The sequence below is a fragment of the Halomonas sp. SS10-MC5 genome (assembly GCF_015992245.1).
Classification (GTDB): Bacteria; Pseudomonadota; Gammaproteobacteria; order Pseudomonadales; family Halomonadaceae; genus Halomonas; species Halomonas sulfidoxydans.
On record NZ_CP065435.1, the window covers coordinates 3,914,924 to 3,930,143 of the forward strand.

The window sequence follows — 15,220 nt, forward strand, 5'->3', positions numbered from 1 at the left end:
ATGCGACGAGTGGTAGTCACCGGCCTGGGCATCGTGTCCTGCTTGGGCAACGACGCACACACGGTCGTCGAAGCGCTCCGGAGCGGGCGCTCGGGTATTCGCTTCAAGGAGGAGTATGCCGAACGCGGCTTTCGCAGCCAGGTCGCCGGGGTCGTGGACATCGATCTCGACGCCCTGATCGACCGCAAGCTGCGCCGCTTCATGGGCGACGCGGCGGCCTACGCCTATGTAAGCATGGCCCAGGCCATCGAGGATGCGGGCCTCAGCCCCGAGCAGGTGTCGAACGAACGCACCGGGCTGATCGCCGGCTCCGGCGGCGCCTCCAGCGCCAACCAGGTCGAGGCCGCCGACGTGATGCGCGAGAAGGGGCTGCGCCGGGTCGGCCCCTATCGGGTCACCCGTACCATGGGCAGCACCGTCTCGGCGTGCCTGGCCACGCCGTTCAAGATCAAGGGCGTCAACTACTCGATCTCTTCCGCCTGCGCCACCTCTGCCCACTGCATCGGTAACGCCATGGAGCAGATCCAGATGGGCAAGCAGGACGTCGTCTTCGCCGGCGGCGGCGAGGAGGAGCATTGGACGCTGTCGTGCCTGTTCGACGCCATGGGCGCCCTGACGACGGAGTACAACGACACGCCAGAGAAGGCCTCGCGCCCCTATGACAAGGCCCGCGACGGCTTCGTCATCGCCGGCGGCGGCGGCATGCTGGTGCTCGAGGAGCTCGAGCACGCCAAGGCCCGCGGGGCCAGGATCTATGCCGAGCTGGTCGGCTACGGCGCCACCTCCGACGGCCATGACATGGTTGCCCCTTCCGGCGAAGGTGCGGTGCGCTGCATGCGCCAGGCCATGGCCACGGTCGACGGCGGGATCGACTACATCAACACCCACGGCACCTCGACGCCGGTAGGCGATGTCGCCGAGCTCAAGGCGATCCGCGAGGTCTTCGGCGACACCACGCCACCGATGAGTTCGACCAAGTCACTGACCGGCCACTCGCTGGGGGCTACCGGCGTGCAGGAGACGATCTACTCCCTGCTGATGATGGAGCACGGCTTCATCGCCGCCTCGGCCAACGTCGAGGAGCTCGACGACCAGGCCGCCGGCTTCGATATCGTCACGCGCATGCGCGATGGCGTCAGCGTCGATCGCGTGCTCTCCAACAGCTTCGGCTTCGGCGGCACCAATGCCTGCCTGGTGCTGCAGCGCTATCGCGACTAGCGACAACGCCGCCACTTCGAAACGCAGAAGGCGCCCCGCGGGGCGCCTTCTGCGTCTGGGTCGGTGCCACTCTAGCCAGTACTGGCGCCTACCGCGGGCTTGGCCGCCTGTGGGCGCGGCACTTCGGAGATCTCGGCCAGGCGCGCCTCGATCCACGCCTCGACCTCCGCCAGCACCTCCTCCGGCGTGCGCCCCGCGGTCTCGATCGGCTCGCCGACCACCACGTTGAGCAGGCCAGGATTCTTCACCCAGTGGCGCCCCGGCCAGCGCTCGCCGGCGTTGTGTGCCACCGGCAGCACCGGCACCCCGGCACGACAGGCGATCACGGCACCACTCTTGTTGTAGCGGCGTCGCTGCCCCGGGTCGACCCGGGTGCCCTCGGGAAAGATCAGCACCGACAGCCCCTCCTGCAGCCGCACCACGCCCTGGGTCAGCACCTGCTTCATCGCTCGCGCCGGCTTGGAGCGATCCAGGGCAATGGGGTGCAGCAACCGGAGTCCCCAGCCGAACACCGGAATGCGCAACAGCTCCTGCTTGAGCACCGTGCACACCGGCGGCTTGAGAATCTGCAGGAAGATGGTCTCCCACTCGCACTGATGGTTGGCCAGGATCACGCAGGGGCCCTCGGGCAGGTGCTCCCTGCCGCGAACGCGGTAGGTCACGCCGCAGGTCCAGCGGAACCAGGCGGTGAGGAAGTGGTTGTAGAGATTGAGCAGGCGATAGCGTGCCGGCAGCGCCAGCAGCGGCGCAACCGGCAGCAGCAGCGCACCGAAGACGAACACGGCGAGGAAGTAGCCGACGTAGAACAGCAGGCTGCGCAACACGTTCATGAAGCCGAGCCGCCCTTTTCATCGCCCGGCGAGGCACGGCGCGCCTGGCACCACTCGTCGAGCAGGCGCCCCACCTCCAGCCGCCAGGGTTTCTGATGCACGCCGAAGGCCTCCAGCACACGCCGGCAGTTGAGCACCCGGCGCAGCGGCTGGTCGTGATGATGCTTGAGCGCCTTGACCTCACCCAGCCCCACCTGCTCGCCCAGCCCCTCCAGGCGCGTCGAGAGCTGGGTGCGCACCATGGAGGTGAAGGTGTAGGCACTGACGGGCTCCGTTCCCGCCAGGTGATAGGCGCCCCAGGCGTCGGAGCCGCAGTCGAGCTGGTGCAGCATGCCGACCAGGGCCATGGCCACGGCATCCGCCGAGGTCGGACAGAAGATCACGTCCTGGGCGGCGCGCACCTCTTCCCCGGTCACCAGGCTGTCGATCACGCCGCTGAGCCAGGCGTGCCCGCCCTCCAGCGCGAACAGCGGCCCCAGGCGCACAATCAGGTGCCGGGGATGGCTCTGGCGGATGCGATCGCCGATGGCGATCAGCCGCCTGAGGCTCTCGTCCCGCGGCGACGGTATCACGTGTTCGTCGATGGGGGTTTCGAAGCCATCCTGGTAGAGCTGGTCGGAGACGCACCACACCAGCGGCGTGTCGGTCTCACGGCACGCCGCCAGGCAGGCGTCGACGCCCTCGCCGTGGGCAATCACGGCCGCAGGCTCGATCTCCATCGGCGCCGACAGCGGCGGGATGACCACGGCCGCCGGCGTTAGCTCGCGCAGCCGGGCGGCATCGATCTTCAGCCCCGGCTCGATGACCAGCTCGGTATCACTGCGGCGATGCACCAGCCTGGCCAGTGCCAGATTGAGGCAATGGCCGGCATCTAGTACCAACAGCTTCACACAATAGTCTCCGGCAGCCTCGGTCGGGTGGCGTCAGAACGGAATTTCGTCGTCGAAATCGTCGAAGCTACCCGGGTCGGGTGCACCGTAGTTGTTCTGCTTCTGCCCGCCCTGCTGGGGCTGTCCGCCCGGCGCCGGGCGCTGCTGAGGCTGGCCGCCATAGCCGCCGCCACCCTGCTGGGAGGCGTTGCCGTAGCCACCACCACCTTGCGGCGGAGCGCCGTAGCCGCCCTGCTGCGGCACGGGGGCGCCTTGCGGTGCGCCGTAGCCTCCACCCTGCTGCTGCGGCATGCCCGCCCCGGCCTGGCCACCGAAGTCGCCGCTACGCGAATCGAGCATCTGCATGTCATTGCAGACGATCTCGGTGGTGTAGCGATCCTGACCGTCCTGTCCCTGCCACTTGCGCGTCTGCAGGCGCCCTTCGAGGTAGACCCGAGACCCTTTCTTCAAATACTGCTGAGCGATCTCGGCCAGGCGGTTGAACAGTACCACCGAGTGCCACTCGGTGCGCTCCTGACGCTGGCCGCTCTGCTTGTCGGTCCAGGTGTCGGTGGTTGCCACGCGCAGGTTGGCGACGGGGCTGCCGGATGGCATGAAGCGGACCTCGGGGTCCTGCCCCAGGTTACCGATGAGAATGACCTTGTTGACGCCACGGGCCATGCTGGACTCCCTCTATAGTGAACAGGTGCATTGTAATGGTTCGGCCTTGCGGCCCGATGCCTGCGGACAGGCTAACCGCCGTGGCGGTTCGAGCGGATCAGGCGCGCCAGGGCATCCTCGTCGAGGCGGCGCCGGTCCACCTTAAGATACGCGACTCGCTCCTCCGGCACGACCAGAACGTCCTCGACCCCGGCCACGTCGGCAAAGCTCGCCATCAGCGTATCGAGCGTATCCTCCTGGTGCCCACCGTCCAGCGCCACCACCTCGCTCGACAGATGCGGCGGGGCCGGCATGCCCAGCATCAGCAACCACCAGAGACCGGCCAGCACGGCGCTGCCGACGAACACCGCCGGCAGCCCCCACTGCTGGGCCAGAAAGCCCCCCAGCACGCCGCCGAGGAAGGCGCCGAGGAACTGGCTGGTGGAGTAGACCCCCATGGCCGTGCCCTTGGCCCCGGCCGGTGCCAGCTTGCTGAGCATCGACGGCAGCATCGCTTCGAGCAGATTGAACGCGGTGAAGAACAGCAGCAACCAGGCGAACAGCGCCCAGCCACCAGCAAAGCCGGCCAGGCCGGCCAGGCTGACGGCAATCGCGGCGATCGCCGCCAGGCTCACGCCCTTCATGCGCTGGCGCTTTTCGGCCACCACCACCAGCGGCACCATGGCGACGAAGGCCAGCGTCATGATGCCAAGATAGGTCAGCCCGTGTCGCTCCACTGCGATGCCCGCCTCGACCAGGCGGAACGGTACGGCAACGAAGATCGCCATCAACAGCAAGTGCAGGGCGAAGATCGACAGGTCGAGCCGCCACAGATCCGCCCGCGCCAGGGTCGCCGCCAACTGCCGTCGGTCGATGCCCACGTCGCGATGCCGCAGACGCCGCGGTGCCGGCGGTACCAGCTTCCACAGCACGACCAGGCCCAGCGCGGCCAGGCCGGCGGTGAACCAGAACACACCCGCCAGGCCGGACGCCGCGGCCAGCCACGGCCCCAGCACCATGGCCACGGCAAACGCCACGCCGATGGAGAGCCCGATGGTCGCCATGGCGGCGGTGCGCACCTGCTCGCGGGTCTGGTCGGCGAGCAGCGCCATGATCGCCGCGGCCACCGCCCCGCTGCCCTGCAGGCAGCGTCCGGCGATCACCCCGCCGATGCTGTCGGCGGACGCCGCCACCACGCTACCCAGGAGGAACAGCAGCAAGCCGCCGGCGATTACCGGCTTGCGCCCCAGGCGATCGGAGAGCAGGCCGAAGGGGATCTGCAGGATCGCCTGGGTCAGGCCATAGACGCCCAGCGCCAGCCCTACCAGCAGCGGCGTGGCGCCGTCCAGCGCGTCGGCATAAAGCGCCAGCACCGGCAGCACCATGAACAGCCCCAGCATGCGTGTGGCATACAGACCGGCCAGGCCGGTGATGGCACGCCGTTCGGAGGCTAGCAGCAGTCCAGAGAGCTTGCGCATAGGGGCGATGACGATTCCATGGTGGGTGGGCCGGGCCCTCGAGGTGGACCGACTATTCTAACGATTCCGGCCCCCACAGGAAACGCCCCTACCTACTGGCGCTTTGGCGCGCGCTCGACCGCACGCGTATAATCGAGGTTTTGCCGAGCGCCATGAGGTGGGAATGGACAGGATCGTGGTCAGGGGTGCCCGCACCCACAACCTCAAGCAGATCGACGTCGAACTGCCCCGCGACAGCCTGATCGTGGTCACCGGGCTTTCGGGCTCGGGCAAGTCCTCGCTGGCCTTCGACACCCTCTACGCCGAGGGCCAGCGGCGCTACGTGGAGTCGCTCTCCACCTATGCCCGGCAGTTCCTGTCGATGATGGAGAAGCCCGATGTCGATCATATCGAAGGGCTGTCGCCGGCGATCTCCATCGAACAGAAGTCCACCTCGCACAATCCGCGCTCCACGGTGGGCACCATCACCGAGATCTACGACTACCTGCGCCTGTTGTTCGCCCGCGCCGGCACGCCACGCTGCCCCGAGCACGGCGAAGATCTGGAAGCGAGCACGGTATCGCAGATGGTCGACCAGGTACTGGCGCTGCCCGAAGGCAGCAAGCTGATGCTGCTGGCGCCGGTGGTGTCGGGGCGCAAGGGCGAGCACCTGCAGCTGCTCGCCGAGCTTCGCGCCCAGGGCTTCGTGCGCGTGATGGTCGACGGCCAGGCGTTGGAGCTCGACGACATCGCCCCGCTGGACAAGAACAAGAAGCACGACATCAGCGTGGTGATCGACCGCATCAAGGTGCGCGACGGGCTCCAGCAGCGCCTGGCGGAGTCGTTCGAGACCGCCCTCAATCTGGCCGACGGCATCGCCGTGGTCCACTTCATGGACGGCGAGGCCGAAGACATCACCTTCTCGGCACGCTTCGCCTGCCCGGTGTGCGGCTACGCCATCGCCGAACTCGAACCGCGCATGTTCTCGTTCAACAACCCCGCCGGCGCCTGCCCCACCTGCGACGGCCTGGGCGTGCAGCAGGTCTTCGACCCCGACAAGCTGATCAGCCATCCGGAACTGTCCCTGGCCGAGGGGGTGATCAAGGGCTGGGACCGGCGCAGCATCTACTACTTCAGCCAGCTGCAGGCCATTGCCGACCACTACCGCTTCACCCTGGAGACGCCGTGGCAGGAGCTTGCCCGCCACGAGAAGGAGATCGTCCTCTATGGCAGCGGCGACGACGAGATCGCCTTCAGCTACGTCAATGACCGCGGTCGCCGCGTGACCCGCGAGCACCCCTTCGAAGGCGTGCTGCCCAACATGCAGCGCCGCTACCGCGAGACCGAGTCGAGCATGGTGCGCGAAGAGCTGGCGCGCTACATCGCCGACCGCCCGTGCCCCACCTGTCACGGCTCGCGCCTGCGCAAGGAGGCACGCCACGTCTTCGTCGACGACCACACGCTGCCGCAGATCGTGCAGCTGCCGATCGGCGAGGCCTGGGATTACTTTCAGCGCCTGACCCTGCCCGGGCGCAAGGGCGAAATCGCCCAGAAGGTGATCAACGAGATCCATGCGCGCCTGGAGTTTCTGGTCAACGTCGGCCTCGACTACCTCAACCTCGAGCGCAGCGCCGAGACCCTCTCCGGCGGCGAGGCCCAGCGCATCCGCCTGGCCAGCCAGATCGGCGCCGGCCTGGTGGGCGTCATGTACATCCTCGACGAGCCCTCCATCGGCCTGCACCAGCGCGACAACGACCGCCTGCTCAAGACCCTGATCCACCTGCGCGACCTGGGCAACACCGTGATCGTGGTCGAGCACGACGAGGACGCCATACGCGCCGCCGACCATGTGCTCGACATCGGCCCCGGCGCCGGCGTGCACGGCGGCAGGATCGTCGCCCAGGGCACCCCCGAGCAGGTCATGGCCAGCCACGACTCGCTGACCGGGCAGTACCTCTCCGGCAAGCGGCGTATCGAGGTGCCCAAGTGGCGCATCCCCGGCAACCCCGAGAAGCGGCTGGTACTCACCGGCGCACGCGGCAACAACCTGCACGACGTCAGCCTGACCCTGCCGCTGGGGCTGTTCATCTGCGTCACCGGCGTCTCCGGCTCGGGCAAGTCGACGCTGATCAACTCGACGCTGATGCCTATCGCCGCCCGCGAACTGAATCACGCCACCACCCTGACCCCGGCCTCCTACGACACCATCGAGGGACTCGACCAGCTCGACAAGGTGATCGACATCGACCAGAGCCCCATCGGGCGCACGCCGCGCTCCAACCCGGCCACCTATACCGGCATCTTCACGCCGATCCGCGAGCTCTTCGCCGGCACCCAGGAGGCACGCTCGCGCGGCTATAAGCCCGGCCGCTTCTCGTTCAACGTCAAGGGCGGGCGCTGCGAAGCGTGCCAGGGCGAAGGCATGATCAAGGTCGAGATGCACTTCCTGCCCGACATCTACGTGCCCTGCGACGTGTGCAAGGGCAAGCGCTACAATCGCGAGACGCTGGAAATCGAGTACAAGGGCAAGAGCATCGATGAAGTGCTCGAGATGACCGTGGAGGAGGCGCTGGAATTCTTCAGCCCGGTGCCGGCCATCGCCCGTCGCCTGCAGACCCTGCTCGACGTCGGGCTCTCCTACATCCGCCTGGGGCAGAGCGCCACTACCCTCTCCGGCGGCGAGGCCCAGCGGGTCAAGCTGGCCCGCGAGCTGGCCAAGCGCGACACCGGCAAGACACTCTACATCCTCGACGAACCCACCACGGGGCTGCATTTCGAGGACATCCGCCAGCTGCTCGCCGTGCTCCACCGCCTGCGCGACCACGGCAACACCATCGTGGTGATCGAGCACAACCTCGACGTGATCAAGACCGCCGACTGGATCGTCGACCTCGGCCCCGAGGGCGGCTCCGGCGGCGGGCGCATCATCGCCGAGGGCACCCCCGAACAGGTCGCCGAGATGGAGGTCTCCCACACCGGGCGCTTCCTCAAGCCGTTGCTGGAGCGAGCCAGAAGCCAGCAGGCCGAACTGGCAGCATCCAAATAGCTCCTAGTATGACGGCCAGCGGCATCGGACAAGCCGCGACTACCGAGCCAGCCACAAAAAACCCGGCTTCGCGAGAAGCCGGGTTTTTCGTGTTGCTACAGCGATGCCGGGCCGGGCCCGCTGCCGGGGATCACTCCTCGGCGGCGGCTTCCTCGACCTCCTCGACGACCGGACGGTCGACGAGCTCGACGAAGGCCATGGGGGCGTTGTCGCCGGTGCGGAAGCCGCACTTGAGGATACGGACGTAACCGCCCGGACGCTCGGCGTAACGCGGACCCAGCTCGTTGAAGAGCTTGCCGACCGCTTCCTTGGAGCGGGTGCGGCTGAAGGCCAGACGACGGTTGGCAACGCTGTCCTGCTTGGCCAGGGTGATCAGCGGCTCGATGACGCGACGCAGCTCCTTGGCCTTGGGCAGGGTTGTCTTGATCACTTCGTGCTCGATCAGCGACACGCTCATGTTCTTGAACATGGCCTGGCGATGCGAGCTGGTACGATTCAGGTGACGACCACTCTTACGATGACGCATGGTTGTGATTCCTTACCAAACTGGGACTCGAGTCGACGCTCACGCGGAGGCCTTGTCGTCCTTCAGGCTCGCCGGCGGCCAGTTCTCCAGCCGCATGCCGAGGGAAAGACCGCGTGCAGCCAACACGTCCTTGATTTCGTTCAACGACTTCTTGCCGAGGTTCGGCGTCTTCAACAGCTCCACCTCGGTGCGCTGGATCAGATCGCCGATGTAGTAGATGTTCTCGGCCTTGAGGCAGTTGGCACTGCGGACGGTCAACTCGAGATCGTCTACGGGACGCAGCAGGATCGGATCGACGTGATCCTCCTCCTCCACGACCTCCTGCTCCTTGTCGGCTTCCAGGTCGACGAACGCAGCCAGCTGCTCCTGCAGGATGGTCGCGCTGCGACGGATCGCCTCTTCCGGATCCAGGGTGCCGTCGGTCTCCAGGTCGATGATCAGCTTGTCGAGGTCGGTACGCTGCTCGACACGCGCGGCATCGACGGCATACGAGACGCGGCGCACGGGGCTGAAGGTGGCATCCAGCTGCAGCCGACCGATGGCACGCGACTCGTCGTCGGCGCCCACACGGGCATCCGCCGGCTCGTAGCCACGGCCGCGAGCGACCTTGAGCTGCATCTTGAGCTCGGCGCCCTCGTTGACGTGGGCAATGACGTGATCCGGATTGACGATCTCGACGTCGTGATCGAGGACGATGTCGCCCGCGGTCACCACGGCCGGGCCCTGCTTGTTCAGCGAGAGCACCGCCTCGTCGCGACTGTGCATGCGGATGGCCACGTCCTTGAGGTTCAGGAGAATCTCGATGACGTCTTCCTGAACACCCTCGATCGCGCTGTACTCATGCTCGACACCCGTGATCTCGACTTCCACCACGGCACAGCCGGGCATGGACGAGAGCAGAATGCGACGCAGCGCATTGCCCAGGGTATGGCCAAAGCCACGCTCGAACGGCTCGAGCACGATCTTCGCGTGATGCGCGCTGATCTCTTCGACCTTGATATCGCGCGGACGGAGAAACTCTGTCACTGAACGCTGCATAACTACACCTTTGAGGCTGCCTAACGGTTACTCGGTACTCGTTGCCGGCCCCCAGGGGCCGGCACGACGCGATCAGCGACGCTTACTTCGAGTACAGCTCGACGATCAGGTTTTCGTTGATGTCGGCCGACAGGTCGCCGCGTTCCGGGATAGCCTTGAAGGTGCCTTCCATCTTCTTCGCGTCCACCTCGATCCAGGCGACGTCGCCACGGTTGGCAGCGATGGAAAGCGCACTCTGGATGCGCGCCTGGTTCTTCGCCTTCTCGCGAACGGAAACCACGTCGCCGGGCTTGACCTGATAGGAAGCCACGTTGACGGTACGGCCATTGACCGCAATCGCCTTGTGGCTCACCAGCTGGCGCGCCTCGGAACGAGTGGAACCGAAGCCCATGCGGTAGACGACGTTGTCCAGTCGGGATTCGAGCAGCTGCAGCAGGACTTCGCCGGTGGCGCCGGAGCGACGGGCGGCCTCCTTGTAGTAGCTGCGGAACTGCTTCTCGAGCACGCCGTAGATACGACGCACTTTCTGCTTCTCGCGAAGCTGCAAGCCGTAGTCGGAAAGACGCTGACGGCGCTGGCCGTGCACACCCGGAATCTGCTCGGATTTGCACTTCTTCTCGAAGGGAGTCACACCGCTCTTGAGGAAGAGGTCGGTGCCTTCACGACGAGACAGTTTGCACTTCGGTCCAATATAACGAGCCATGAATCTGTCTCCTTAAACGCGGCGTTTCTTCGGCGGACGGCAGCCATTGTGGGGAATGGGCGTCGCGTCAGTGATGCTCTGCACGCGGAAGCCGGCGGCGCTCAGCGCGCGCACGGCGGATTCACGGCCAGGACCGGGGCCCTTGACCAGCACGTCGACGTTTTTCACACCATACTCGGCTGCAGCGGTCGCTGCACGCTCGCTTGCCACTTGAGCAGCGAACGGGGTGCTCTTGCGAGAACCACGAAAACCCGAACCACCGGCAGTTGCCCAGGAAAGGGCGTTGCCCTGGCGGTCTGTGATCGTCACGATCGTGTTGTTAAAAGAGGCGTGGATGTGCGCAACGGCGTCCACTACCTGCTTTTTAACCTTTTTACGGTTGCTACGCGGGTTAGCCATGTTGATGTCAATTCCTGTCTTTACGCCAGAACGTGCGTGTTACTTGCGGATCGGCTTACGCGGGCCCTTGCGGGTACGCGCGTTAGTCTTGGTCCGCTGACCACGCAGCGGAAGACTACGACGATGACGCAGACCACGATAGCAACCCAGGTCCATGAGACGCTTGATGTTCAGCGTCACATCACGACGAAGGTCACCCTCCACGGTATACTTGCCGACCTCGGCACGCAGGGCATCGACCTCTTCAGAGGAGAGCTCCTGGATCTTGGTGGTCGGCGCGATGCCGGTTGCGACGCAGATCTCCTGCGCACGCGTGCGGCCAATCCCGAAGATATAGGTCAGCGAGATCGCCGCATGCTTGTTGTCCGGGATATTGACGCCTGCAATACGGGCCATCAGCTTTCTCCGAAATTTGAGCGGCTTGCTCGATTAGTCACTACAAAAGGCGCAACAGCATACCCCTTTACCCAGCTTTGGGCAAGGGGTATGCCGGCACCGCTTTTCCACAAACGCCAGAATCAACCCTGGCGCTGCTTGTGCCGCGGCTCGGTGCAGATGACGCGGACCGCGCCATTGCGCCGAATGATCTTGCAGTTGCGGCACATCTTCTTGACGGAAGCTCGAACTTTCATCGTTCCTTCTCCAAAATCGGCACGCGGCGCGCCAGATCACCGGCGGCGCGGCTCAGCGCATGATGCCGCCGCTGCCATAGCCTTTCAGGTTGGACTTCTTCATCACCGACTCGTACTGGTGCGACATGAGGTGCGATTGCACCTGGGCCATGAAGTCCATGATGACCACCACCACGATCAGCAGCGAGGTACCGCCGAAGAAGAACGGCACGTTCCACGCCACGATCAGGAACTGGGGCATCAGGGAAACCGCAGTGATGTACAGGGCGCCGAACAGGGTCAGACGCGTCATGACCTTGTCGACGTAGCGAGCGGTCTGCTCACCAGGGCGAATACCCGGCAGGAAGGCCCCTGACTTCTTGAGGTTGTCAGCGACATCCTTGGGGTTGAAGACCAGCGCTGTGTAAAAGAAGCAGAAGAATACCACCGCCGCCGCGAAAAGCAAGATGTACAGCGGCTGCCCCGGGCCCAAGGCCTGGGACGCCCGCTGCAGCCACTCCATGCCGTCGCCGGCGCCGACCCACTGGCCGATGGAGGCGGGGAACAGCAGGATGCTGGAGGCGAAGATCGGCGGAATCACGCCCGCCATGTTCACCTTCAGCGGCAGGTAGCTGCTCTGCCCCGCATACATCTTGTTACCGACCTGACGCCGCGGGTAGTTCACCGTGATGCGGCGCTGGCCGCGCTCGATGAACACCACGAAGGCCACGGTCGCCACGCCCAGCACGGAGAGGGCCAGCAGCGGCAGCACGTTCCACGCGCCTTCATTGCGGGCCAGCTCGAATGCCTGGCCCACCGCACCCGGCAGGCCGGCGACGATACCAGCGAAGATCAGCAGCGAGATACCGTTGCCGATCCCCTTCTCGGTGATCTGCTCGCCCAGCCACATCAAAAACACCGCGCCCGACACGAAGGTGACGACGGCAGTGAAGTAGAAGCTGAAGTCGGCGGTATAGGCGATACCCTGGCTGGCCAGCCCCACCGACATGCCGGTGGCCTGGACCAGGGCCAGCACCACCGTGCCGTAGCGGGTGTACTGGCTGATCTTGCGGCGGCCGGCCTCCCCCTCCTTCTTCAACTGCTCGAGGTGGGGCGAGACCGCGGTCAGCAGCTGCATAATGATCGACGCCGAGATGTAGGGCATGATGCCCAAGGCGAAGATGCTCATGCGTTCCAGCGCACCACCCGAGAACATGTTGAACAGTCCCAGGATGGTGCCCTGCTGCTCCCTGAACAAGGCAGCAAGCTGGTCAGGATTGATACCGGGAACGGGAATATGGGCACCGATGCGGTACACCACGATGGCGAGGAGCACGAAGCGCAGACGCGCCCACAGTTCACTCAGACCGCTGCCCATCGCCGGCATGTTTCCTGACTTGGCCATTTAGTCCTCTACCTTGCCGCCGGCGGCTTCGATCGCGGCACGGGCACCCTTGGTGACCTTGAGACCGCGAACGGTGACCGCCTTGTTGACGTCGCCGGAAAGAATGATCTTCGCGTGCTGGGTGGCATCCTTGAGCACGTTGGCCTGCTTCAGGGTCTCCAGGGTGACTTCGTCACCGGCGACCTTGGCCAGTTCGCTCAGGCGCACCTCTTCGGAGACCAGCGACTTCATGGAGGTGAAGCCGAACTTGGGCAGACGCCGCTGCAGCGGCATCTGACCGCCCTCGAAGCCGGGCTTCACGCTGCCGCCGCTGCGCGACTTCTGGCCCTTGTGGCCGCGGCCGCCGGTCTTGCCCAGGCCGGAGCCGATGCCACGACCGACGCGCTTCTCGGCGTGCTTGGAGCCCGGTGCCGGGCTCAGGCTGTTGAGTTTCATGGATTACTCTCCCTCTACCCGCACAAGGTAGTTGACCTTGTGGATCATGCCGCGCACGGCAGGGGTGTCTTCCAGCTCGACCGTATGACCGATGCGGCGCAGCCCCAGGCCCTTCATGGTGGCCTTGTGCTTGGGCAGTGTGCCGATGGTGCTACGGATCTGGGTAACCTTGAGTGTGGCTGCCATGGTATTTACCCCGTGATCGCTTCGACAGACAGACCGCGCTTGGCGGCGATGTCTTCCGGCGACTGCATGGAGGCGAGACCCTTGACGGTCGCGCGCACCACGTTGACCGGATTGGTGGAGCCGTAGCACTTGGCCAGGACGTCGTGGACGCCGGCCAGCTCGAGCACGGAGCGCATGGCGCCGCCGGCGATGATCCCGGTACCTTCGGAGGCCGGCTGCATGTACACCTTGGAGGCACCGTGACGGGCCTTGACCGGGTACTGCAGGGTGTGGCCCTTGAGGCTCACCTTGACCATGTTGCGGCGCGCCTGGTCCATGGCCTTCTGGATCGCGACCGGCACTTCACGCGCCTTGCCGCGACCGAAGCCGACACGACCATTGCCGTCGCCGACGACGGTCAGAGCGGTGAAACCGAAAATACGGCCACCCTTGACCACCTTGGCGACACGGTTGACCTGCACGAGCTTTTCCTGCAGGTCGCCGGTGTTCTGTTCGTTCTTCGCCATCGTAAAACCCTTTAGAATTCCAGGCCGCCTTCACGTGCGGCGTCGGCCAGGGCCTTCACGCGACCGTGGTACTTGTAACCGGCACGATCGAAGGCCACCTGGGTGATGCCAGCCTGCTTGGCGCGTTCGGCAATCAGCGCACCGACCTTGGCGGCGGCGTCGGCGTTGCCGGTCGCTCCCTCGCGCAGGTCCTTGTCCAGCGTGGAAGCGCTGGCCAGCACCTTGCCACCATCCGGCGAGATGATCTGCGCGTAGATGTGACGCGGGGTACGGTTGACGCACAGGCGATACACGCCCAGCTCGCGCATCTTGGCGCGAGCGCGGCGGGCACGACGGAGACGAGATTCTTTCTTCGCGTTCATAACCCTGCCTTACTTCTTCTTGGCTTCTTTACGACGCACCTGCTCGTCGGCGTACCGCACACCCTTACCCTTGTAGGGCTCGGGCGGACGGAAGGCACGAACCTCGGCGGCGACCTGGCCCAGCTTCTGCTTGTCCGCGCTCTTCAGCACGATGACGGTGTTCTTCGGCGTTTCCGCGGAGACACCCTCAGGCAGGGAATACTCGACCGGGTGGGAGAAGCCCAGTGACAGATTCAGCGTCTGGCCACTTGCCTGGGCACGATAGCCGACGCCAACGATTTCGAGGGTCTTGGTGAAGCCCTCGGAGACGCCGGTGACCAGGTTCTGGACCAGAGCACGAGTGGTGCCGACCATGGCCCAGGACTTGGCGCTCTCGCTCGGGTTGAAGGTCAGTTGACCCTCTTCCTGGGCGATGGCCACGTCCGGGTGAACGGTCATGGACAGCGTGCCCTGGCTGCCCTTGACGGTCAGCTGGTCGCCGTCGAGCTTGACGTCGACGCCGGCAGGCACTTTAACCGGATATTTGGCTACGCGGGACATTCCAGACTCCTAGAATACGGTGCAGATGACTTCGCCACCGACGCCCGCCTGGCGAGCGGCACGGTCGGTCATCACGCCCTGGGAGGTGGTGACGATCGCCACACCCATGCCGTCCGCCACCTTGGGCAGTGCATCCTTGCCCTTGTACTGGCGCAGGGACGGCTTGGATACCCGCTGCAGGTGCTCGATGACCGGCTTGCCCTCGAAGTACTTGAGGGTCACGCTCAGCTCGGGCTTGGTGCCTTCAGCGACCGCGAAGTCGGTGATATAGCCCTCTTCCTTCAATACGCGGGCCACCTCGACCTTGAGCTTGGAGGACGGCATGGTGACCGTCTCCTTGGTGGCCAGCTGCGCATTGCGGATACGGGTGAACATATCCGCCAGAGTGTCTTGCATGCTCATTTACATTGCGCTCCTGATGTTTCCGTG

19 protein-coding genes are annotated in these 15,220 nt (G+C 65.3%); 2 read left to right on the top strand and 17 right to left on the bottom strand.

What is annotated here, in order from left to right; translation table 11 throughout:
* A complete protein-coding gene (gene fabB / locus I4484_RS18205; protein ID WP_197448622.1) occupies positions 1 to 1,218 on the top strand; it encodes a beta-ketoacyl-ACP synthase I in 1,218 nt (405 codons plus the stop codon).
* Between the two features lie 71 nt (positions 1,219 to 1,289).
* Here the strand turns inward: fabB and I4484_RS18210 are convergent, their stop codons facing one another.
* The 4 genes from I4484_RS18210 to I4484_RS18225 form a co-directional block, all read right to left on the bottom strand.
* Complete coding sequence (locus tag I4484_RS18210) at positions 1,290 to 2,048, bottom strand: 1-acyl-sn-glycerol-3-phosphate acyltransferase (protein ID WP_197448623.1); 759 nt, start codon at positions 2,046 to 2,048, stop codon at positions 1,290 to 1,292.
* Positions 2,045 to 2,938, bottom strand: a complete 894-nt coding sequence (locus I4484_RS18215; protein ID WP_197448624.1) for a sugar nucleotide-binding protein — start codon at positions 2,936 to 2,938, stop codon at positions 2,045 to 2,047. The genes I4484_RS18210 and I4484_RS18215 overlap by 4 nt, the downstream gene beginning before the upstream one ends.
* A gap of 33 nt (positions 2,939 to 2,971) precedes the next feature.
* A complete protein-coding gene (locus tag I4484_RS18220) occupies positions 2,972 to 3,598 on the bottom strand; it encodes a single-stranded DNA-binding protein (protein ID WP_197448625.1) in 627 nt (208 codons plus the stop codon).
* 71 nt (positions 3,599 to 3,669) lie between these two features.
* Positions 3,670 to 5,055 (bottom strand): MFS transporter, encoded by a 1,386-nt coding sequence (locus I4484_RS18225; RefSeq protein WP_197448626.1) that lies wholly within the window; start codon positions 5,053 to 5,055, stop codon positions 3,670 to 3,672.
* A gap of 163 nt (positions 5,056 to 5,218) precedes the next feature.
* Here I4484_RS18225 and uvrA point away from each other — a divergent pair, with 163 nt between their 5' ends.
* On the top strand, positions 5,219 to 8,080 hold the full coding sequence (gene uvrA / locus I4484_RS18230) for an excinuclease ABC subunit UvrA (protein WP_197448627.1): 2,862 nt from the start codon (positions 5,219 to 5,221) through the stop codon (positions 8,078 to 8,080).
* Between the two features lie 130 nt (positions 8,081 to 8,210).
* On the opposite strand, the gene rplQ is transcribed toward uvrA, so the two are convergent.
* The 13 genes from rplQ to rpsH all read right to left on the bottom strand — a co-directional run bounded on the left by rplQ (position 8,211) and on the right by rpsH (position 15,193).
* Positions 8,211 to 8,606, bottom strand: coding sequence for a 50S ribosomal protein L17 (gene rplQ / locus I4484_RS18235; RefSeq protein ID WP_010626491.1), 396 nt, complete (start codon positions 8,604 to 8,606; stop codon positions 8,211 to 8,213).
* 39 nt (positions 8,607 to 8,645) lie between these two features.
* The gene (gene rpoA / locus I4484_RS18240) at positions 8,646 to 9,644 is read right to left on the bottom strand and encodes a DNA-directed RNA polymerase subunit alpha (RefSeq protein WP_197448628.1); all 999 of its coding nucleotides are present in this window, start codon (positions 9,642 to 9,644) and stop codon (positions 8,646 to 8,648) included.
* Between the two features lie 82 nt (positions 9,645 to 9,726).
* Complete coding sequence (rpsD, locus tag I4484_RS18245; protein WP_010626489.1) at positions 9,727 to 10,347, bottom strand: 30S ribosomal protein S4; 621 nt, start codon at positions 10,345 to 10,347, stop codon at positions 9,727 to 9,729.
* A 12-nt stretch (positions 10,348 to 10,359) separates the two neighbouring features.
* Complete coding sequence (gene rpsK, locus I4484_RS18250) at positions 10,360 to 10,746, bottom strand: 30S ribosomal protein S11 (RefSeq protein ID WP_010626488.1); 387 nt, start codon at positions 10,744 to 10,746, stop codon at positions 10,360 to 10,362.
* 39 nt (positions 10,747 to 10,785) lie between these two features.
* Positions 10,786 to 11,142 (bottom strand): 30S ribosomal protein S13, encoded by a 357-nt coding sequence (rpsM, locus tag I4484_RS18255; RefSeq protein WP_197448629.1) that lies wholly within the window; start codon positions 11,140 to 11,142, stop codon positions 10,786 to 10,788.
* Positions 11,143 to 11,264: 122 nt separating this feature from the next.
* A complete protein-coding gene (gene rpmJ / locus I4484_RS18260) occupies positions 11,265 to 11,378 on the bottom strand; it encodes a 50S ribosomal protein L36 (protein WP_031384759.1) in 114 nt (37 codons plus the stop codon).
* Positions 11,379 to 11,430: 52 nt separating this feature from the next.
* A complete protein-coding gene (secY, locus tag I4484_RS18265; RefSeq protein ID WP_167119201.1) occupies positions 11,431 to 12,762 on the bottom strand; it encodes a preprotein translocase subunit SecY in 1,332 nt (443 codons plus the stop codon).
* Positions 12,763 to 13,197, bottom strand: coding sequence for a 50S ribosomal protein L15 (rplO, locus tag I4484_RS18270; RefSeq protein WP_197448630.1), 435 nt, complete (start codon positions 13,195 to 13,197; stop codon positions 12,763 to 12,765).
* A gap of 3 nt (positions 13,198 to 13,200) precedes the next feature.
* Positions 13,201 to 13,383 carry a 50S ribosomal protein L30 gene (rpmD, locus tag I4484_RS18275; protein ID WP_010626484.1) on the bottom strand — a complete coding sequence of 61 codons (183 nt, stop codon included), beginning with the start codon at positions 13,381 to 13,383 and terminating at the stop codon, positions 13,201 to 13,203.
* Between the two features lie 5 nt (positions 13,384 to 13,388).
* Complete coding sequence (gene rpsE / locus I4484_RS18280; RefSeq protein WP_010626483.1) at positions 13,389 to 13,889, bottom strand: 30S ribosomal protein S5; 501 nt, start codon at positions 13,887 to 13,889, stop codon at positions 13,389 to 13,391.
* Positions 13,890 to 13,900: 11 nt separating this feature from the next.
* Complete coding sequence (rplR, locus tag I4484_RS18285) at positions 13,901 to 14,251, bottom strand: 50S ribosomal protein L18 (RefSeq protein ID WP_104205215.1); 351 nt, start codon at positions 14,249 to 14,251, stop codon at positions 13,901 to 13,903.
* A 9-nt stretch (positions 14,252 to 14,260) separates the two neighbouring features.
* On the bottom strand, positions 14,261 to 14,791 hold the full coding sequence (gene rplF / locus I4484_RS18290; RefSeq protein WP_197448631.1) for a 50S ribosomal protein L6: 531 nt from the start codon (positions 14,789 to 14,791) through the stop codon (positions 14,261 to 14,263).
* 9 nt (positions 14,792 to 14,800) lie between these two features.
* Complete coding sequence (gene rpsH, locus I4484_RS18295) at positions 14,801 to 15,193, bottom strand: 30S ribosomal protein S8 (protein WP_197448632.1); 393 nt, start codon at positions 15,191 to 15,193, stop codon at positions 14,801 to 14,803.
* Between the last annotated feature and the right edge of the window lie 27 nt (positions 15,194 to 15,220).